Below are 19,973 nucleotides of genomic sequence, written 5' to 3'. Positions count from 1 at the left end.
TGAGGCGGACTTTTTTTGTTTTAAAAGTTTCCTTTAAAATTCAGCCAACTTTGTGGTATCCCTTATTTACTCAGGAAAAGACAATAAAATTAGGGAAATAAATCAGCTTTAAAATATTAAAAATTATTCATTCTTTTAACCTCTTGTTAACCAGTTGGCTGTGCAATGTTATTAAGGTTTAATTAATATGGCGTTTAATAATTCTTTAATAAATGTTAAAATAGTATTAAAATCCTACTCGTAATATCGTTTTAGTTTTGCGCAAACAAAAAGGATATGCGTAAAGAGACACAAAAAGTACTCATTTTATCATTACTAGGACTTGTCAGTGTAAATCTGGCAGCTCAGCAAAAGGCTAAAAAAGATACCATTAAAAATATCGACGAAGTTGTGGTAACCGCTTTGGGGATTAAAAGACAGGACAAATCTTTAGGTTATGTTGCCGAAAAAGTAAATTCCGGCACTTTCGAAGAAACCCAGAACAACAACTGGGCTCAGTCTATGGAAGGAAAAGTTGCCGGACTGAAAGTTCAGACGGCAGGAGCGGGACCACTTGCCAGTTCCAGAATTACTTTAAGAGGCGAAAAGTCCATGGTATTGGATAATAATTACGCATTAATTGTTGTAGACGGAATTCCTCTGGGAAATTCCACGACAGGAACCGGAACTCCGGCTTACGGAGCGGGTTCCGGAGGGGATGTTCCTATTGATTTAGGAAACGGACTGAACAGCATCAATCCCGATGATATTGAATCGGTAACTGTTCTGAAAGGAGCTTCTGCAGCCGCTTTATACGGATCCCGCGCTGCGAACGGAGCTTTGATGATCACTACAAAATCCGGAAAAAGCAAAAACGGAAAAATTCAGGTTACTTTCAATTCCTACTCAAGTTATGATACCGTTCTGAAATGGCCGGATTGGCAGTACGAATACGGACAGGGAACTTTGGCTAAAAATACAGCAGGACAATTCTATTATTCCTACGGAGCTTCGGCAGACGGCGTAAGTACCGGAGGAACGAGCAGTGCTTTCGGACCGAAATTCGCGGGACAGTATTATTTCCAGTATGATCCTACCGTTGGCGGACAGAGCAAGGAAAGGCAGCTTTGGAGAGCGTACGAAGACAACATCAAAGGATTCTGGAGAACAGGTTCTACCTATTCCAACAGTCTCTCGGTGGAAAGTTCTAATGATAAAACCAATTTCAGAACATCGCTTACCTATCTTAATAATGAATGGATGATGCCGAATACAGGTTTTGACCGACTGAATTTTGCTTTGTCGTTTGCACATCAGTTAACCAAAAAATTAAAAGTATCCACCAAATTTACTTTCAATAAAACATCAAGTGACAATCTTCCGGCAACGGGATACAACAACCAGTCGATTTCCTATTTCATGATCTTCCAGAATCCGAATGTGGATCTTGCATGGTATCAGCCGATCTGGAAGCCGGGACAGGTTCAGATCGATCAGATTCATCCTTTCAGTACGTTTATCGACAATCCTTATCTCATCGCTTACGAAATGCTGAACGGAGTGGATAAAAAAACGATTTTCGGAAACATTACGGCAGATTATCAGTTCAATAAAAATTTCAGCCTGATGCTGAGATCCGGACTCGAAGTTCTGAACGAAAAAAGAACAACGAAGCGTCCGTGGAGTTCAGCTAATTATGCAAAAGGATTCTACAGAGAACAGTACATCAAAAATCACGAATACAACAACGATATTCTATTTTCGTACAAACAGAACTTTAATAAATTCAATATTTCTGCATCAGCCGGAGGAAGCATCCGTTACAATCAGTATGTGATGAATGATTATCAGGCAAACGGATTGAAAATTGCCGGAGAATACAATCTTACCAATGCGCTTGGAATTGATGTAAAATATCCGAGACCGGGAGATGAACAGGTAAACAGTGTCTATGGTTTGGTAACATTGGGATACGACAATAAATTCTTTGTGGATGTTACCGGAAGAAACGACTGGAGTTCCACGCTTCCGAAATCCAACAGATCATTCTTTTATCCTTCCGTAAGTACGAGTTTCATACTTTCAGAAATTTTCAAACTGAAAAGCGACCGATTTAATTACTGGAAACTGAGAGCTTCGTGGGCGAAAGTCGGAATTGACGGTTCTCCTTACCAGTTAGATACTTATTACGATACCAGTTCTATCACAGGAAGTGTGGTCGCGAGAAATATCTTTAATAATCCTAATCTTAAGCCTGAAAAAAATTCCAACGTGGAAGCGGGGATGGATTTCAGCGTATTAAAGAACAGATTGAATTTTAATTTCACGCTGTATCAGAACATGAGTGAAAACCAGATTATTCCGGTTTCTCTTCCTTATGAAAGCGGTTATTCCCAAAGAATCATTAATGCAGGAAAAATCCGAAACAGAGGTTTGGAATTATCTTTAAATACAACACCTTTTAAAACCAAAAGCTTCTCCTGGATGATCGGAGCCAACTGGTCTGCCAACGAAAACAGAGTACTTACCACGTCGGAAGGTTTCGACGGAATTATTTCAACCGTGGGAGGAGTGGTTTTTTATAAAGCCGTTGTAGGAGGTTCTTTAGGAGATATGTATGGTTTCAAACTGGTAAAAAACAGTCAGGGACAGGTTGTTTATGACAACGCAGGATTGCCTTTAAGACCTGCGGAAATAGAAAAAGTAGGAAACGCATTCCCGAAATGGAGAGCTGGTTTACAGAATGATTTTAAAATTAAAAATTTCACCGTAAGTTTCTCGTTTGATGGTCAATATGGTGGCGTTGCATATTCGCAGTCGCATCACAAAATGTCGGAACAGGGAAAACTGAAATCTACGCTTCCGGGAAGAGACAATCCGAACGGAATGATCGTAGGAGAAGGAGTAGTGCAGAATCCGGACGGTTCTTACAGCCCGAATACAAAAGCGGTTACCGTGTCTGCTTATTATGCAGAATACTACAGAAGAGCCAACGTGGAAACGAATACATTCAGCACAGATTTTATCAAACTGAGAGATGCAAGAATTGCCTATTCTTTCCCGAAAGAAACCATAAAATCTTTAGGACTTCAGGATCTTACCTTAGCTATTTTCGGAAAAAATCTCTGGATGTGGACGAAGTTCCCGATGTTCGATCCTGAAGTAGCCACTTTAGATAACGCCACCATTACTCCCGGAGTGGAAATGGGGCAGCTTCCCACCGCCAGAACCGTTGGATTTCAGTTAAATCTTAAATTTTAAATCTTAAAAAAATGAAAAAATTATTCATCAACATAGCTTTGGTTGCTTCACTTTTTATTTTCAATTCTTGCGACAGAAATTTTGAAGAAATCAACACAGATACCAGTAAAATTCTCAATCCGTCTGTAGGAAGCCTTCTGGCTCCCATTCAGTACGAAATGGCAAACTACGGTTATAGCAGAGCCAATGATTTCACTTTCGATATCATGCAGATCGGTCTGGATTTTCCGAATGAAGGAAATACGTACAGCAGATATTATATGACGGAAGGAAGCGGAAACGGAGTCTGGAACACCTCTTACAAGTGGCTGAAGCAGGTGAATGACCTGAGAACTTTTGCCAAGAAAGAGCAGAACAACAATTATCTGGCAATTTCAATGGTTTTGAATGCGTGGATCTACTCCAATCTTACCGATGCTTTCGGAGATGTGCCTTTTTCTGAAGCGGTAAAAATCGATCAGGGAATCATTACCCCGAAATACGACAGCCAGAAAGATATTTATGTTCAGCTTTTAAATGATCTTAAAACAGCAAACAGTTTATTCGATACCACCAAAACATTAACGGAAACGGATCTTTTCTATAATGCCAATAATAATGTGACGGGAATCGTTAACTGGAAGAAGTTCTGTAATTCTTTATCATTAAGATTGTTAACAAGAATTCTGAAAAGGAACGGTGAAGTAAATGTTCATGAAAGAATTCAGGAAATTGTAAGCAATCCTGCCACATATCCGATTTTCCAGAACAATACAGACAGCGCTTTATTAACCATTTCAGGAATTTCACCTTATCTTCCGCCGATCGCAAGACCACAGGATTTTACGGCGTACCGTGCCGCAGGAGAATTTTTTGTGAATGCCATGAAAAACAATAATGATCCGAGAATGAGCATGTTCTTCACACAGGCAAAAGATCTGGCTACCAATGCGAACATCGGCTACAAAGGCGCTCCTTCAGGATATGCTTTGGGAAGTGCTTTCAATTATCAGCCTTCGAATTTCAACCAAAATCTTGCGAAAGCGCCGTTGAAAGATTTAATCATGACCTATTCTGAGGTTCAGTTTATTCTTGCAGAGCTTTCTTTTAAAGGAATTATTACAGGAAATACCCAGACCTATTATGAAAACGGGGTAAAATCGATCATTGAACAATGGGGAGCAACCGTTCCAGCCAATTATTTTACGAATACCAATGTGGCTTACAACGGAACTTTCGAAAGAATAATGCTTCAGAAATACATTTCCTTATTCTTTGTAGATCATCAGCAATGGTACGAATACAGAAGAACAGGATTCCCGGTTTTACCGAACAACGGAGGGCTTCAGAACAACGGACAGATGCCGGTAAGATTTATGTATCCTACCCAGACCAAAGTAATGAACACAGCTAATTACAATGCAGCAGTTCAGGCAATGGGTGGAGACAATATCAATGTTAAAATGTGGTGGAATAAACCATAAACTTATCCGCAGGATCGGGCTTTAGCCCGATTTTTAGAAAAATAATCAGATTGACTTCAGTCAAAACTTAAATGTAAATATCAATACAATGAACATAAAATTTTTAATGCCTTGTCTTTTAATTTCAGCAATGGCATTTTCACAGACTTCTGTTTCGGGATATGTTTACGAAGACATCAACAAAAATCAGAAGAGGGAAAACAAAGAAAAAGGAATCGAAGGAGTGGCGGTTTCCAACGGAGCTCAGGTTGTGTTAACCGATAAAAACGGAAGATACAGTCTTCCTGTTCAGGACGGACAGACCATTTTTGTCATCAAACCTTCCGGCTACATGACTGCTCTAAATGCAAACAATCTTCCTCAATATTATTATCAGTACAAACCCAAAGGTTCTCCCACAGATTTTAAATACAAAGGTTCTGCACCTACAGGCGAGCTTCCGAAAGAAATTAATTTTGCCTTAAATAAACAGAACGAAAGCAAAAATTTTGATATTCTGGTTTTCGGAGATCCGCAGCCTTATACGGAAAAACAATTGGATTATTTTAAAAGAGCCATTGTAAATGAAGTAAAAAACACGAAGAAAAATGCGGTGTTAGGAATCAGTCTTGGGGATTTGGTGGGAGATAATTTAAGCCTGCAAAAACCTTATGCGGACGTGATGAAAGAAATCGGGCTTCCTTGGTATAACGTGATGGGAAATCATGACATGAACTACGAAGCGAAAGAAGATATGCTTTCTGATGAGACTTTTGAATCCAATTTCGGACCTGCAAATTATTCCTTCAATTACGGAAATGTGCATTTTATCATTCTGGATGATATTTTGTACCCCGATCCGCGCGACGGAAAAGGATATTGGGGCGGTTTCCGTGAAGATCAGATGCAGTTCATCGAAAACGATCTGAAACTGGTGGATAAAAATAAACTGATTGTTGTTTCTTTCCATATTCCTCTGGAGCATAAAAATGAAGATAATTTCAGAAATGCAGACCGCCAGAAATTATTTGATAACCTTGCTCCGTTTAAGAATGCTTTGTTGCTTTCGGCGCACACTCACGTTCAGCAGCAACTTTTTTACGGAAAAAAAGCAGGATGGAACGGTTCAAAAGATCTTCATGAATACAATGTAGGAACAACCTGCGGCGACTGGTGGTCCGGAACTTCGGATGATTTAGGATTGCCTACTTCCACGATGAGAGACGGAACAGCAAAAGGATATTCTTTCATCAGCTTTAACGATAACGAATACAAAGTAAAATACAAAACTGCCGGAAAACCTGAAGATTATCAGATCAATTTATATGTTCCGAAAGTAGTTCCTTTCCCTTCAAAAACGTCTGCAAAAGTTCTGGCAAACTTCTTCATAGGAAGCAAAAAAGACAAAGTAGAATACAGAATTGACGGCGAAAAATGGGAAGAAATGCAGTATGATGAGACTATAGACCCAAGTTTTGCGATGTCCGTTTTCAAGTGGGATACTACGCAGACTATTTTCCCGGGAAGAAGACCTTCCAATCCGGAATCTTCAAAGCATATTTGGACAGGAGATTTCCCGAAAAAACTTGCTTTGGGAAAACATAAGGTTGAGGTAAGAGCAACGGATATGTATGGAAACCAGTTCTCTGCAACAGAAGAATTTGAAGTGCAGAACCAGATTATTATTCCTTAATTTTCATTTATTACTATACTTTCAAAGGAACCGGCTCTATTTTGGAGTCGGTTTTGCTTTAAACATAAGCGGTTATTTTTAAATTAATCATAATACGGATTTTTAGCTCGGCTAATGTTTCGTAAATTTGCATCAACGAATAAAAAATTCTTTAAAAATGAATATAAACGGAAAAAATGCCATCGTTACAGGAGGCGGAAGAGGATTGGGAAAAGCAGTTGCTTTAGCTTTGGCAAATGAAGGAGTAAACGTAGCCATTACGGGAAGAAATGAAGAAAACCTTAAAATGGTAGTCGATGAAATCCAGAAACTGGGAGTAAAATCGGCTTACGCAGTTTTCAGTATTGATAATGAAATCCATGTGAAAGCAGGAATCGAATCTATTGCGGAGCAGTTAGGAGGTGTTGATATTTTAATTAACAACGCGGGGATCGGAGATTTCGGTTCTATCGAAGAAATGCCTTCCGAAACCTGGGAACAGGTGATTAAAACCAATCTTTTCGGGGTATATTATGCAGCAAAAGCAGTTTATTCTTTCATGAAAGAAAAAGGAGAGGGAGATATTGTAAACGTTGCGTCTACAGCAGGTCTGAAAGGCGGACCGAATATGTCGGCTTACGCAGCCTCAAAAGCAGCGGTAGTTTCCCTGTCTCAGTCGATGATGGCAGAATGGAGAAAACAGAATATTCGTGTGATTACCTTAACACCGAGCACGATTGCTTCAGATATGTCGATTCAGGGCGGTTTAACAGATGGAAATCCTGATAAAGTTCTTCAGCCGGAAGATTTTGCAGAATGGGTAAGAGATATTTTAAAAATGAACAGAAGAGCGTTGATCGCAAACGGTTCTATTTTCTCTACCAATCCTTAATTGATTTAAAGTTTAAAGTTTAAAGTTTTGAGTTCTGGATTTTGTCAGACTCAAGATATAAAGCAATCATAAAAGCGGACTTCGGTTCGCTTTTTTTCTGCAGGAAATCTTTCATTCTGAGCTGGAACGAAGTGAAAGTGAAGCATCTCTAATCAATAAACAATAGATTTTTCTTCTGTAAGAAGTCGAGATTCTTCCTTCGTCCGAATGACAAAGAAAACCATTAAGATCATTTAAGCAGTTAAGAAAGATTAAGAATTTGCAGTCAAACTGAAGGATACCCTAAAAATTAATTAGGGTGTAGTAAAAAACTCTTTGTGTGCTTGGTTAAGTGGAACGCCTTAGCGAACTTAAAAATATGCAGTAAGTTTAAAAAAAAATCTTCGCGGACTTTGCGTTAAAAACAAAACTAATCGCGTTTAAAAAGAAAACCATTAAGAGAATTTAAGCAGTTAAGAAGAATTAAGAATTTTGCAGGCAAACTGAAAAATAAGCTTAAAAAATAATTAGGGTGTAGTAAAAAACTCTTTGTGTGCTTGGTTAAGTGAAATCGAAGATTCGACGTAGTCAAACGCCTTAGTGAACTTAAAAATACCCAGTAAGTTTTGAAAGAAAAATCTTCGCGGACTTTGTGTTAAAAACAAAACTAATCGCGTTAAAAATAAGAACAGCAATATTCCAGAAATAAAAAATAGAGATTCTTCCTTCGTCAGAATGACAAACTAAGCGTATTACCTTCGCTGAGTGAAACGCCCTTGCGAACGAAAAATGTTTTCAATAATTTCAATAAACCTTTGCGTCTATTGCGTTTAAAAAGAAACCATTAAGAGAATTTAAGCAGTTAAGAAGAATTAAGAATTTGCAGGCAAACTGAAGGATAAGTTAAAAAAATGCTTTGCGTGCTTATTTAAGTGGAACGCCTTAGCGAACTTAAAAATATCCAGTAAGTTTTTAAAAGAAAATCTTCGCGGACTTTGCGTTAAAAACAAAACTAATCGCTTAAAAACAAAACCAGCAATATTCCAATAAATCAAAAAAGTAGTTTTATTTTTGCAACAAATTATTCACATGCAAAATTATTTAGAATTCGATTTCAAAATCACACCGCTTCAGCCGTGGAACGAAATATTAATGGCAGAACTTATTGAGATAGGTTTCGACAGTTTTACGGAAGAAATCAACGGTATTTTAGGATATATTCAGAAAGATTTATTTAATGAAGAAGAGCTGAAAGCGTTGCCGCTTTTTCAGAATGATGAGGTAAAAATTGAATATACTTTTAAGGAAATGCCGAACATCAACTGGAATGAAGAGTGGGAAAAGAACTTCGAGCCGATTAATATTGATGATAAAGTACTGATCAGAGCAGAGTTCCATGAATCGGTTCCGGGAATGCACGAAATTGTTATTCAGCCGAAAATGTCTTTCGGAACAGGACATCATCCGACAACGCACCTGATGATCCAACAGATGATGGATATTGATTTTAACGGTAAAAAAGTTTTGGATATGGGTTGTGGAACGTCGGTTCTGGCAATTTATGCAAAACAGATCGGAGCTGGAGAAACCAAAGCGATTGATATTGATGAATGGTCGGTGGAAAACTCCAAAGAAAATGCAGTAAGAAATAATGTGGAACTGGATATTGAGCTGGGAACTGCGGAAAATTTAGGCAAAGAACATTACGATATTATTTTGGCAAACATCAACAGAAATATTTTAATTTCAGACATTCCGACGTATGTTTCTGTACTAAATGAAGGTGGGAAATTACTGCTTTCCGGATTGTGTTTCTTCGATGTGGATGATATTCTTGAAGTGTGTAAAGAAAACGGTTTAACACTTACAAAAAAACTTCAGAGAGAAGAATGGGTAAGTTTACTGCTTGAAAAATAAATAATCACATTTTCACCTAGCCTAAACCTCAATCTTAGCCTTAGTCTTAGCTCAGTTTCAGCCAAATCTTATGAAAACCTTTTTCACCATTCTGTTTGTATTCGTTGTTCAGATTTTATCTGCGCAGGAAGATGATTATGCATATGCAAACGGAGTTTTTGATTTTGAAGAAAATAAAACACAGAAAATATTCACGGACTGGACGAGAATAAGACAGTCTCCGAATGTCAGTTCTCCGGTTTTGGATTCTCTTCAAAGCAATCAGCAGATTTTAATTGTTAAAAAAGACGAAACGATCCTGAAATTAGGCGAAAGAAGAGCGAACTGGTATAAAATTTCTTACCAGAAAGGGGATACAACTTCCGAAGGTTATGTTTGGGGCGGAAATCTTTGTGTAGGACATAGAAATAAGAATGGCTATGATTTTCTTTTCGGTCTCACCAAAACATTAGCGAAGAAAGATGCCGGCTTTAACACAACTATTCAGCAGAATTACGCTTCTGTAAAAGTTATGGAAGGAAATACGCTGATTGATGAGGTTTCTTTTGAAACAGGTTCGGGAGAAAGTTTAAGCTACGGAAGTTTTGCAACGGAAAGTAATCATAAGCTGAAAAACGTTGAACTGACTTTAAAAGCCACTGTTTCGGGCGAAGCCTGTGGAATTCCGGGTTATGACCAATATATTTTGTTTAGAAATAAAAAGCTGATTGCTTTACCTCAGTTAATGAGTGTTGGTGATGCCGATGTTTATTACCATTCTGAAGAATTTGTCTTCCCGAATGACAAAGGCGGAATTCCCAATGCTTTCATCTTTAAAATGGAAGAAATGGAAAAGGATGAAAAAGACCGTGAGAAGAAGAAAAAAGCTACTAAAACCTACGTCTGGGACGGAAGTTCTTATCGCTTGAAGTAAAGTCAAATAGGTTGTCTCAAAAGTCAAACTATTTGACTTTTGTCATTCTGAGAGCAGCGAAGAATCTCTAAAAATCAAATAATTAAGATTCTTCACTATATTCAGAACTTACTTTATTTGTTTAAGGTTATAATGTAACTGTAAGCTATTTTTAATCTCTCATTATAATATTCTGTAATTAATTCTTTTTCTTTTTCTGAATCATAGGGCATTAGTAAAGTGCAACTTTTTACAAATTTTAAAGCATAATAGGTTTTTCTCTGTAATTCAAATACGGTAATTGTCTTTTCTATTTTCTTTAAATTGTTCCTCTTTATGAAATCTTGCATTCTTTGCTCTACATAAAGTTTTATTCTTGCTTTTTTTTGTTTTTGTAACATAATATCTTTTATTTAAATACAAAAATATTATGCTTAATTTATTGTCTATCAGAGTGAACTGAAAAAAAATAAAAATATAATTATCAATTTATAGTGTGATGCTAAGAAATTATAATAAGGTGCAAATTAAAAGAGGGCTGAAATAGATCAGTCCTCTTTTGTTTTTAATTGCAACTTTTAAGTTGAATTAATTTATCCTGCTGTTTCAAAAATCATTTATTAGTCAACAAATCAGGACGCTGTTATATATGAAGTGTTTTTTTTATTTTTTATCGGATGAAATTTATTTCCTTTATTTTTTTCCATTTTGTAACAGTATTTCTGCTCATTTTAAAATGACTGGCAAGCTGGGTATTGTTAAGGTTGTTCTTTTTCTGATATTCAAGAATCTCAGATATTGTTTTTTTGTCGTAGGAACGGTATTGCTGATTAAAAGCTTCATTGTTCTTACCGAATATAAGCTCATTCAGTCTTATAATGTCTACAAAAGACAGATGTTTTTTGGAAAGCAGCTTTGTGCATTTTTCCTTTTTCTCAGGATATTTTTCAGACAATAGATCATTGTAAATTCTTTTATAATTCGGTTTTTTTAATTCTTTCATACCAATAATAATATCTTTCTACTGTAAAGCTTACCTTTTCATTTTCAAAATACACATACAGAACTTTCTTCATTATTTTTTTTCTTTCCACATAAATCCACAGATCTTCTTCAGAATATTCTGCGTCTTTTTCTCCTAAAATATGAATGATTTCCTGTTTGCTTTTCCCTTTCAGCTGAGACCGGGTTATATTTTCCGTCTTTTTATTTTCCATTTTTTTAGGTTGATGGCGGATCATTTTTTTTGATGAGACTTTTCTCATGTTTAGAAATCCATTTATATAATGTTGTTTTAGGAATGTTATATTGTTCCATTACTTCATTTTTAGACATTTTTCCCTTGTTGATCTTTTCCAGAATAAATTCAATAATTTCTTTGGTATAGATGTTTTTCCGGAACTGCGGTAAGGAAGACTCTTTGGCAGGAACTTTATTGTAATTTACATTTCTCTGAGGAGCATGCAATATTAGATGCTGTGTATAGATCCTGAAAAAATCATACTCTAATAATTTAGACCATTTCAGCAGATCTTCACAATAGATATCGTTTTTTTCAAACTGATTTAAAATTTCTTCTTCACTGCATTTAAAAAATCTTGTAATTCTTGTCATATCCAAATTGCTTTCTTCTACTCTTTCTTTTAAAAGAGATCCTATATGAATATTCTTATATGCCATAATTTGTGTTTTTTCCTAAAATAATAAAGGAGGATCGAAATGAGGGAGGCTTATTTTAATAATGGGTGATGATGCAGAAAAGGTAGATTTTTATATCGCGCAAATTTCTTTAAAAAGATTAATTCCTGAAAAATATGCATTCCACTAATTATAATTTTGTTGAATACTGAAGAATTTTAATCTCTTTTTTATTCCTGAAATATGAATACAATATAAAAACAGATTTTAAAATTTAACATATTGATTATCATGTTTTTAATTGCTTGTATTTACTGTGCAAAATCGTAATTTATCGAATCATTTGTTTATTTTTGAGACTCTTAAGCTATAATTTTGCACTCGATTTATCTCAGGACATACCATCACTCAGTATGTTGATTTAATTAAATCTTAATTGAATTATTTCAGTCAAAAAAGAAAAATCATAAAAAACATGAATAGAAAAATTGTACTCGTATTAGTATTATCCATGACAGGAATTGTAGCTAATGCACAGACTTCTCTTGGAAAGGTTGGGATTAATACTCCGTCACCCAATGCAACACTGGATGTTACAGGAAATCCAACAGACACCAATGCTGCGGATGGAATTCTTGCTCCACGCCTTACAGGAAATGAATTGAAAGCAAAAGACGCTTTGTACGATACACCACAAATAGGAACTTTGGTGTATGCAACAGCGGCAGCAAACCCTACTACAACAAAAACAATAAACGTAACATCAGAAGGATATTACTATTTCGATAGCAATAAGGTTTGGGTAAAAATACCCAATGGAACAGTAAACAACGGAAATTTTTGGTCTTTGGCAGGTAATGCAGGAACTACACCCGGCACGAATTTTCTAGGTACTACCGATGCACAAAACTTAGTATTTAAAGTAAATAATATATTGTCAGGATATATCCAATATACTCCAACGCTATTAACAGCTACTACCGGTTTTGATCACAGAACAACCTTTGGTTACAATGCGGGATCTTCCATTACAACTGGCGACGACAACACTTTGTTTGGATCATACGCAGGTACCGGAATAACAACAGGAACAAGAAATACAGTATTTGGTTCTCGTGCGATGTCTTTAAATACAGTTACAACAGTTGATAATACAGCGATAGGGGCTTTTGCTTTAGCAAACAATACAGGCGCCAGAAATATGGCAGTTGGTTCAAATACTTTATATAATAATACAACGGGAAATAACAACGTAGCACTTGGGGATACTGCATTAAATAATAATATTACAGGCAGTCAGAATGTGGCTGTAGGACAAAATTCTTTATCTGTTTTAGGTTTTGGAGGTGCAGCGGCGGGAACAAACAATACAGCTATTGGGCAATCTTCTTTAGGGAGCATGACCACCGGTACTGGAAATACAGGGATTGGTGCTTCCACGGCAGTAAGCAATGGCTTAACCAATGCAACGGCAATAGGTTATCAGGCTTCTGTAACACAAAGCAACAGTTTAATTTTGGGAGGAATCACAGGTGTGAATTCCGGAACGGATACTAATGTAGGGATTGGTACTACTGCGCCTGCTGCAAAATTAGACGTGGTAGGTACTGCAAGAGTGTCTAACACTACAGCCACTACAGCAACAAAGATTTTAGGTACGGATGCGAACGGACAGTTGAATGATATTACACTGGGTTCAGGATTGGGATTATCTTCCGGAACATTATCCAATACCGGTGTTACGAGTTTATCTGCAACAGCTCCCATCACAGTAAGTGCCTCTACAGGAACAGCCACACTAGCCTTAACCAGAAATAATCTTAACACAGGTACAAGTTCTTCAACAGCTACAGCTCCGGTTACAATTACCAACGGAACAAATGCTGTTGTAAACGGAGCAAACACTTCGGTAACGGTAAATAATACAGCCCCTTTATGGAATGCCAGCCAATTGCAGGGAACCAATGTAAGTACAGCTGTACCTACGGATAAACAATACCTGAAATACAATGCGACAACTTCACAGTGGGAACCTACTACAGTGGATAAATCGGGAGCATCTGCAACCAATACAGGAACACAGAGTTTCGTTATTACTGCCGGAACTTCTTCTACCACGCAGATTACTTTAAACAATAAAACTTTTGGAGGAAAAGTCGCAGACAATTTAAGCGAATTTGATACTGCCACAGGAAAGTTTACTGCAAAAGGTGACGGAGTGCGTGTATTTTCCATTGCTTATAATTTCACAAGAACCGGTACAGGAGCTACGCCCGTTATTAGTTTTGATATAAATGGTGTTTCAGGATCATCACAGTCTATTAATGCATCCGGAACCACAATTACCGGAACTTATATTTTTGCAGCGTACTTAACGAACGGCAGCACTTACTATCCGGAAATCAATATAACACTTGGAGGATCAACAAATCAGACTTACACTTTTACTCCAAACAGCAACTTCTTTGTCGTAACACAGCCATAATTTGATAAGATGCCGATAAACATGACATTTTGGACGCTTATTTATCTTTTTAATCCGGATGTCTGATAAATAAAAATTGTAACATTTTTTATTTCAATATGTTATAGAGACAGAATTTTAAAATAATAATTTTTCATGAACAAAAAATATGCATTATTACTTTTGTTATCTTCTTCTTGGATGTTTGCCCAGCAGACATTACAAACAGAAAATTACGAAAAGTACGCCACTACTAAAAGCACGAGTGATAAAACAGTTCAAAGCCTGAACGAAGGCTTATTTGCGGAAAACCTGATGGCTTATCCGGGTTATGGTACCACCAGAAAACATTTTGTAATAGGACAGTTGGGAGCTGTTCAAAACGTTTACACTAAAGTTTCTAAAGATGAAAATACCCTGTTGGTTTCTTTTATCCTTAATCTTTCAAAAGCTGACGAAACAAAAGAACTTCAGCTTTTGGATCTGAAAGTTCCTACCTCTATGTACAAAGGAAACGGTTTTGTACAGCTGGCGGTAAAAAATAGGGGGAAGAAGTTTGCGTTCAGTCTTACTGATACCAATAATCCCGAAAACAGGGCAGATCCTGGAAATACCTTTAATTACAATGAAGATCATTTAGTGGTTCTGAAAGTGAGTGATTTCAACACAGCAAAAGCTACCTGCGAATTATTTGCTGATGAAGATATTGCGAATTTATCAGAAAGCATTGCAAAATTACAAGGTCTGAAATTGCCAGCAAACAAAGAGCATGAAAACGGTAATGGGATTTTGTTTACCGCTGCACTGCATCAAAGTAATAAAGCTTCTGTTACAGAAGGTAAAGTTGGTCTTCTGAAAATAAGCAGAGGAAAAGAAAAAGATATTAGAGATTTAGCAAATACAGAGACTACGAAATTAGTGGCTTCCCAGGCAAAACAGGGAATTCTCCAGATATCTTCAATAGAATCTTACAAGAATGCTGAAGTAAAAGTGTATAACGCAGCAGGAAGCATGGTTCAGCTTCTTTCGAACATAAATATTACCGGAAGAGGAGTACAGGAACTCAGAATAAGTTCTTTAAGTGAGGGAGTATATATTTTCACGATTAAAGATGCTCAACACCGGTATCAAACCAAATTTATAGTTAAATAAAATAAAATTATATAGAAAATGAAGAAATTATTTATCATTGCAGGTGCATTTGCACTTTCATCAGCGGTTAATGTAAAAGCTCAGTCGGGAATTGCCCTTGAAAAAATAGCAGTAGGTACAGAAGCGGTATACAACAGCGGTCTTGATGATACCAAAATTGCGTATTTCCAAAACCAGCCTTCAACCGGCGATGGTACTTTTATCCATAACAGCGGTTCCGTTACCATAGGAGATAAAAATACAGAAAACACAAAAGCTTTGCTGGAATTATCCTCTACAAATAAAGGATTTTTGCCAACAAGACTTACGACTACACAGATTAATGCATTGGGTGCAGCGGCTTCAGAGCGCGGAATGATCGTGTATGATACTACCAAAAAATGTCTTTCCCTATTCGATGGTTCTGCATGGAACTGTATAGGAGGTTCAGGAGGAGCTGTTTTTGTTGATTATAAGATTGTGGGAGCAGGAGGAACATTTAATGCCAATAATAATCAGGCAGGTTCTCCGCCGTATATCGTTAAATCTGATGATTATCTAATAGAATGGCAGGCTAAATCTACCAATGCGCTTGGCTTTAATGTTTCTATAGGAAATGCAACGCCTTACACACTTCCTTTAGGAATCAATGCAGCAGCCAATTTAATATTGCCGGATCCTGCAACATGTAAAGGAAGACAGCTGAAAATCTACAATAATTCTTATGAAGCCAATTATCCGTCGGGAGCATATACCTACATCTGGACAAATTATCCGATTTATAATACAGCAAACAGCGGACAGTTCGCCTACGGATTACCGGCTGTTACAAACTACCAGATAGCATGGGGCGCGAACCTTAATAAAGTTACCATCACAAGCAACGGAACGTATTGGGTGTCGGATAATTATAACAATTAATGAAAGGATTCTGATAACCGATAATTACTAATAACTTTTTGATGTCACACTTATAGGTTGGAAACTTAAACTTTTATGAAGTCTTGATTTCCGGCAGATTGATTATAAATCGTTGCATTATCTTTATCTGAGTAAAAGTTTAATACGTTGTAAGACCATCAAAACTATAATATTTTAACAGGATAATTTTTTTGGAAATAATTGTGAATTGCGCCCCAAATTAATTTGGGGCGTTTTTTATTCTTATAATCCTTAATTACGGATAATCAAAAATATTTTAATCTTTTATGAATAACAGGAATATAAAACTGAAACATTAATTTTGTGTAAAACCTGAAGATGATGAACCGTTTATTTATTACCCGATTTTTCGTTTTGATGTTATACTGCCTTTGTGTATATGCAAAAGGAGAACAGAAGAATGTTTATAATAATACAGATTCTCTGAAAAAATATTCTGTGGACGTTCTTGTGCAAAAATGTTATTCGGACATCAATCCAAAAATCTACTGCGATGAAATGCTCAGCCGGAAATTATCTGATGAAGAGAAAACAAAGTGCTATAATATTTATGCATTAAAATACTGGTTTGAAACGGTTAATAATTATGAGAAGGCAATACAATACCTGAACTTATCCAATGTGTATGCTAAAAAGACAGGAAATGTTACTTTTGAAAAAACAAACCTGAATATCATTGCTGTCATATACGCATTGCAAAACAGATATAGATATTCGCTTCAGCTTATAGAAAAACGAAACAGGCTTAAATCTGTTGAAAAAACAGATGAAATACAAGAACTGCTTTCCGGAGGAGACGATGACGCAATCTATGCTCTGTTAGGAAATTTCGGAAAATCCATCAAAAGTTATCAGAGAGCTATTAAAAATATAGATGATTATCTTTCTTCACACACAGACATTTCCCCTGAAAAAAAGTATCAGTTAACTTTTTATAAATGTATTAAATACAAAAATATTTTTCTGAGTTACGATTACGAGAAAAAACTGGATTCAGCAGGAATTTACCTCAACAAAATAAAAAATTCAACACTGTCACAAAAAGATAAAGACGATATTATCGGCTGTACTGAAGCAGATTATTTTATTCTTCTCGGAAAGCTGGATTTGGCAATACAGAAAGCAACAAAAGATAAAAATGAATCTAAAAATGACAAAGCCAGAGTTTTTTATGATTTATATTATCTGGCAAGAGCCCATCAGTTGAAGAAAAATTATAAAGAATCTTTAAAATACTGCGAACAGGGGCTTAATACGATTGTTCTGAATATAGATTTTGTAAATATCGAGCTTGAGCTTTACCGGATAGCAATGGAAAATACCGATAAATTAGGTGACAATGCCAATTATCTCAAATATTCAAAACTCTATCAGGAAAAAAATAAAAAACTGAATTATGATTCCAGGGCGGAATTTATTTCGAAGCTGTACAGTCTGGATCAGATAGAACCTCTTGAATATGAATTAAACCATACAAGAAATTTCATGACCTATCTTTGGGTTGTCATACTGCTTTTAGGATTGTTTACAGCATTTTTAATCCATCGTTTCTTCACCTTAAGAAAGTATAAAAAAAGGTTTATGGAAATTAATGCAGATTTTGAAAAGGAAATTCTAAAACGAAAACAGGATGAAGGAGAACCCAAAATCTATAGAAATAATCTTTCTGACGAAAAAGAACAGGAAATTCTGGACAAACTGAATAAGTTCGAAAAGAAACAGCAGTTTTTATCTCCTGCAGTTTCTTTAAGTTCTCTTTCTGCACAGATAGGAACCAATACGAACTATCTGTCGTCTATTATTAAAAAACATAAAGAAAGCAATTTTAATGGTTATTTAAATCAGTTAAGAATAGATTATATCGTTATAAAATTAAAACAAAACCCGGAATATCTCAATTACAAAATTAGCTATCTTGCCGAAGAATGTGGCTTTTCTTCTCATACAGTGTTCAGCAGAATTTTTATAGACAAAATGGGAATTCCTCCTTCAAAATTTATTGAATATCTAAAAAAGGAAAAAGGGTAGGAGGCAGATCAATGAAATATTATTGACTAGTCCTGAAAAAGGTTAACTAGTTTTATATCACAAATATACTTAAATCAGAGTAGGAATTTTCCTATTCTGATTTTGTTTTTTATAGGTTTTTAATTTCACATTATTTTTCATGTGTACTTGGTTTGGAATATTATAATGTAAAGAAAAATGCGGTCTTAAATTGTTATAGCAATAAATTGCTTGTTCAAGCTGTTGGGAAAGATTTTTAAAATTTTCAAAAGTATCAATCAATCCAAATTCATGTTTCAGAATACCATTCACTCTCTCTGCTATAGCATTTTCATAAGGATCCGAATTTTCGGTCATACTGATAAGCATATCACTTTTCTTGAGTGTTTCAGTATATTCTTTACTGCAATACTGCAACCCTCTGTCTGAATGATGAATGAGTGAATGCTTGTACAGTCGATTCTGTATGGCTTGCTTTAATGCTTTCAACGTAGAGCTGGTCTGTAAATTATCACTCAATTCGTATCCTACAATTTTCTTAGAATAGGCATCGGTAATCAGATGAAGATAATAATTCTTCTCTTTGGTCTTGAGATAAGTAATATCTGCAACCCAAACTTTCTCCGAACATTTCAATTCTTTTCCTTTGATAATATTGGGATATTTTTTCATCCAATGTCTGGAATTGGTTGTTTTAAAATAGCTGTGCCTTCTGGGAATTAAAAGATAATTTGATCTCAAAATGCTAAACAACTGATCCCTTCCTACATGAATTTCTTCCTTTTCAAAATCATTCTTAAGTAAAACATAAAGTTTTCTAGTACCTATTTTAGGCATCTTTTTACGAATTGATACAACCAATTCTATAACTCTTGTTTCATGATCTGTAGAAACAGGCTGTTTTTGTCTCTTGTAATAAGCTTGCTTACTGTAGCCAAACAATCGGCAGATATTCTCTGTTGAAAGAGTCGTATTTACCTTTATTTCCTGGATTGATTGGAACCAGACTTTTTTACAATCTCAACCTTAAGCTCACGCTCTGCAATTTCTATAAATTTCCTGAACACTTTGATTTCTTCTTCCTTTTTGGCCAATGCTGCTTCAAGCTCTTTAATCTTCTGTTTCTGTGGATCTTTCATGGGTCTGCCTTTACTTAATTGTTTTTCATAAGTAAAGTTACCATATTTCATTAACCATCTGGGAATGCAGGAATTACCCCTGATATTATAGCGGGTTTGTAATTGTGATTTTGTATATAATCCCCGCTCATATTCGGAGACAACTTGTCTTTTAAATGCTTCACTGTATTCTTGAACAGGGGCGGATACTTTTTTTAATCTCATTAGGATGACTGGTTTTTTGGTATTTAGTAGTCAACCTTTTTCAGGACAAGACATATAAACAAAAAACCTCATAACTTTGTTATGAGGTTTAAGTGAGCGCGAAAGGATTCGAACCTTTGACCGTCCCGATTAGAATCGGGATGCTCTATCCGGCTGAACTCTCAATTAGCTTTTTAATTTTGGAACTGCTTTTCCATGATTTTATTTCCCTTTCTCTTTTATAAGCTTCAATTTTAGAATCAAAATTTTCAGAATAAACAATCATCCGGTCTTTAGCTTTTGAAGTAAATCCTTTATGATCCGATAAATGTTTCCTTAATCTTTCCTGTAAAATTTCACAGGAATGTCCAACATAATATTTATGTAAAGATTTAGAAAAAAGAATATAGCAGTAGCACATAAATTAATGTAAAC

16 protein-coding genes and 1 tRNA gene are annotated in these 19,973 nt (G+C 35.8%); 10 read left to right on the top strand and 7 right to left on the bottom strand.

The features are described 5' to 3' along the window. The first annotated feature begins 276 nt into the window (after nt 1–276). The 6 genes from AC52CF_RS15265 to AC52CF_RS15240 all read left to right on the top strand — a co-directional run bounded on the left by AC52CF_RS15265 (nt 277) and on the right by AC52CF_RS15240 (nt 10,055). Nucleotides 277–3,240 (top strand): SusC/RagA family TonB-linked outer membrane protein, encoded by a 2,964-nt coding sequence (locus AC52CF_RS15265; RefSeq protein ID WP_375181054.1) that lies wholly within the window; start codon nt 277–279, stop codon nt 3,238–3,240. A gap of 11 nt (nt 3,241–3,251) precedes the next feature. Next, on the top strand, nt 3,252–4,703 hold the full coding sequence (locus AC52CF_RS15260; protein WP_375191164.1) for a SusD/RagB family nutrient-binding outer membrane lipoprotein: 1,452 nt from the start codon (nt 3,252–3,254) through the stop codon (nt 4,701–4,703). An 88-nt stretch (nt 4,704–4,791) separates the two neighbouring features. Then, a complete protein-coding gene (locus AC52CF_RS15255; RefSeq protein WP_375181056.1) occupies nt 4,792–6,375 on the top strand; it encodes a calcineurin-like phosphoesterase C-terminal domain-containing protein in 1,584 nt (527 codons plus the stop codon). Nucleotides 6,376–6,532: 157 nt separating this feature from the next. Further along, entirely contained in the window at nt 6,533–7,246 is a 714-nt protein-coding gene (locus tag AC52CF_RS15250) for a 3-ketoacyl-ACP reductase (protein WP_214588848.1), read from the top strand. 1,068 nt (nt 7,247–8,314) lie between these two features. After that, a complete protein-coding gene (gene prmA, locus AC52CF_RS15245) occupies nt 8,315–9,142 on the top strand; it encodes a 50S ribosomal protein L11 methyltransferase (protein WP_496517342.1) in 828 nt (275 codons plus the stop codon). Between the two features lie 70 nt (nt 9,143–9,212). Then, nucleotides 9,213–10,055, top strand: coding sequence for an SH3 domain-containing protein (locus tag AC52CF_RS15240; RefSeq protein ID WP_496517341.1), 843 nt, complete (start codon nt 9,213–9,215; stop codon nt 10,053–10,055). A 113-nt stretch (nt 10,056–10,168) separates the two neighbouring features. Here the strand turns inward: AC52CF_RS15240 and AC52CF_RS15235 are convergent, their stop codons facing one another. The 4 genes from AC52CF_RS15235 to AC52CF_RS15220 form a co-directional block, all read right to left on the bottom strand. After that, a complete protein-coding gene (locus AC52CF_RS15235) occupies nt 10,169–10,435 on the bottom strand; it encodes a hypothetical protein (protein WP_496517340.1) in 267 nt (88 codons plus the stop codon). A gap of 269 nt (nt 10,436–10,704) precedes the next feature. Next, the gene (locus AC52CF_RS15230) at nt 10,705–11,037 is read right to left on the bottom strand and encodes a helix-turn-helix domain-containing protein (protein WP_214588852.1); all 333 of its coding nucleotides are present in this window, start codon (nt 11,035–11,037) and stop codon (nt 10,705–10,707) included. Continuing rightward, nucleotides 11,009–11,251 (bottom strand): hypothetical protein, encoded by a 243-nt coding sequence (locus AC52CF_RS15225; RefSeq protein ID WP_336690105.1) that lies wholly within the window; start codon nt 11,249–11,251, stop codon nt 11,009–11,011. Before AC52CF_RS15225 ends, AC52CF_RS15230 begins: the two co-directional genes overlap by 29 nt. Before the next feature lie 4 nt (nt 11,252–11,255). After that, entirely contained in the window at nt 11,256–11,714 is a 459-nt protein-coding gene (locus AC52CF_RS15220) for a transposase (protein WP_496517339.1), read from the bottom strand. Nucleotides 11,715–12,147: 433 nt separating this feature from the next. Between AC52CF_RS15220 and AC52CF_RS15215 the strand changes: the two genes are divergently transcribed. The 4 genes from AC52CF_RS15215 to AC52CF_RS15200 all read left to right on the top strand — a co-directional run bounded on the left by AC52CF_RS15215 (nt 12,148) and on the right by AC52CF_RS15200 (nt 18,237). Beyond that, nucleotides 12,148–14,157 (top strand): beta strand repeat-containing protein, encoded by a 2,010-nt coding sequence (locus tag AC52CF_RS15215; protein ID WP_496517338.1) that lies wholly within the window; start codon nt 12,148–12,150, stop codon nt 14,155–14,157. A 135-nt stretch (nt 14,158–14,292) separates the two neighbouring features. Beyond that, a complete protein-coding gene (locus AC52CF_RS15210; protein ID WP_496517337.1) occupies nt 14,293–15,288 on the top strand; it encodes a T9SS type A sorting domain-containing protein in 996 nt (331 codons plus the stop codon). An 18-nt stretch (nt 15,289–15,306) separates the two neighbouring features. After that, a complete protein-coding gene (locus tag AC52CF_RS15205) occupies nt 15,307–16,188 on the top strand; it encodes a phage tail-like protein (RefSeq protein ID WP_214588857.1) in 882 nt (293 codons plus the stop codon). A gap of 339 nt (nt 16,189–16,527) precedes the next feature. Beyond that, nucleotides 16,528–18,237 (top strand): helix-turn-helix domain-containing protein, encoded by a 1,710-nt coding sequence (locus AC52CF_RS15200; protein WP_496517336.1) that lies wholly within the window; start codon nt 16,528–16,530, stop codon nt 18,235–18,237. Between the two features lie 69 nt (nt 18,238–18,306). Here the strand turns inward: AC52CF_RS15200 and AC52CF_RS15195 are convergent. The 3 genes from AC52CF_RS15195 to AC52CF_RS15185 all read right to left on the bottom strand — a co-directional run bounded on the left by AC52CF_RS15195 (nt 18,307) and on the right by AC52CF_RS15185 (nt 19,959). Then, nucleotides 18,307–19,559, bottom strand: a protein-coding gene (locus AC52CF_RS15195) for an IS3 family transposase (protein ID WP_496517313.1) whose coding sequence is annotated in 2 segments (ribosomal slippage) — nt 18,307–19,232 and nt 19,232–19,559 — 1,254 coding nt in all. Because the reading frame shifts where the segments join, the coding sequence is not laid out codon by codon here. Between the two features lie 93 nt (nt 19,560–19,652). Further along, a tRNA-Arg gene (locus AC52CF_RS15190) sits at nt 19,653–19,722 on the bottom strand. Further along, on the bottom strand, nt 19,705–19,959 hold the full coding sequence (locus tag AC52CF_RS15185; protein ID WP_214588963.1) for a GIY-YIG nuclease family protein: 255 nt from the start codon (nt 19,957–19,959) through the stop codon (nt 19,705–19,707). The genes AC52CF_RS15190 and AC52CF_RS15185 overlap by 18 nt, the downstream gene beginning before the upstream one ends. Between the last annotated feature and the right edge of the window lie 14 nt (nt 19,960–19,973).

The sequence above is a fragment of the Chryseobacterium sp. 2P genome (assembly GCF_059579425.1).
Note: the sequence above shows the minus strand (reverse complement) of the source record. Positions and strands in the feature narration are given on the sequence as shown.

Excerpts from the sequence above, each read along its gene's own strand:
- AC52CF_RS15265 (WP_375181054.1), top strand. The coding sequence starts at position 277 with ATGCGTAAAGAGACACAAAAAGTACTCATTTTATCATTACTAGGACTT.
- AC52CF_RS15260 (WP_375191164.1), top strand. The coding sequence starts at position 3,252 with ATGAAAAAATTATTCATCAACATAGCTTTGGTTGCTTCACTTTTTATT.
- AC52CF_RS15255 (WP_375181056.1), top strand. The coding sequence starts at position 4,792 with ATGAACATAAAATTTTTAATGCCTTGTCTTTTAATTTCAGCAATGGCA.
- AC52CF_RS15250 (WP_214588848.1), top strand. The coding sequence starts at position 6,533 with ATGAATATAAACGGAAAAAATGCCATCGTTACAGGAGGCGGAAGAGGA.
- prmA (WP_496517342.1), top strand. The coding sequence starts at position 8,315 with ATGCAAAATTATTTAGAATTCGATTTCAAAATCACACCGCTTCAGCCG.
- AC52CF_RS15240 (WP_496517341.1), top strand. The coding sequence starts at position 9,213 with ATGAAAACCTTTTTCACCATTCTGTTTGTATTCGTTGTTCAGATTTTA.
- AC52CF_RS15235 (WP_496517340.1), bottom strand. The coding sequence starts at position 10,435 with ATGTTACAAAAACAAAAAAAAGCAAGAATAAAACTTTATGTAGAGCAA.
- AC52CF_RS15230 (WP_214588852.1), bottom strand. The coding sequence starts at position 11,037 with ATGAAAGAATTAAAAAAACCGAATTATAAAAGAATTTACAATGATCTA.
- AC52CF_RS15225 (WP_336690105.1), bottom strand. The coding sequence starts at position 11,251 with ATGGAAAATAAAAAGACGGAAAATATAACCCGGTCTCAGCTGAAAGGG.
- AC52CF_RS15220 (WP_496517339.1), bottom strand. The coding sequence starts at position 11,714 with ATGGCATATAAGAATATTCATATAGGATCTCTTTTAAAAGAAAGAGTA.
- AC52CF_RS15215 (WP_496517338.1), top strand. The coding sequence starts at position 12,148 with ATGAATAGAAAAATTGTACTCGTATTAGTATTATCCATGACAGGAATT.
- AC52CF_RS15210 (WP_496517337.1), top strand. The coding sequence starts at position 14,293 with ATGAACAAAAAATATGCATTATTACTTTTGTTATCTTCTTCTTGGATG.
- AC52CF_RS15205 (WP_214588857.1), top strand. The coding sequence starts at position 15,307 with ATGAAGAAATTATTTATCATTGCAGGTGCATTTGCACTTTCATCAGCG.
- AC52CF_RS15200 (WP_496517336.1), top strand. The coding sequence starts at position 16,528 with ATGATGAACCGTTTATTTATTACCCGATTTTTCGTTTTGATGTTATAC.
- AC52CF_RS15185 (WP_214588963.1), bottom strand. The coding sequence starts at position 19,959 with ATGTGCTACTGCTATATTCTTTTTTCTAAATCTTTACATAAATATTAT.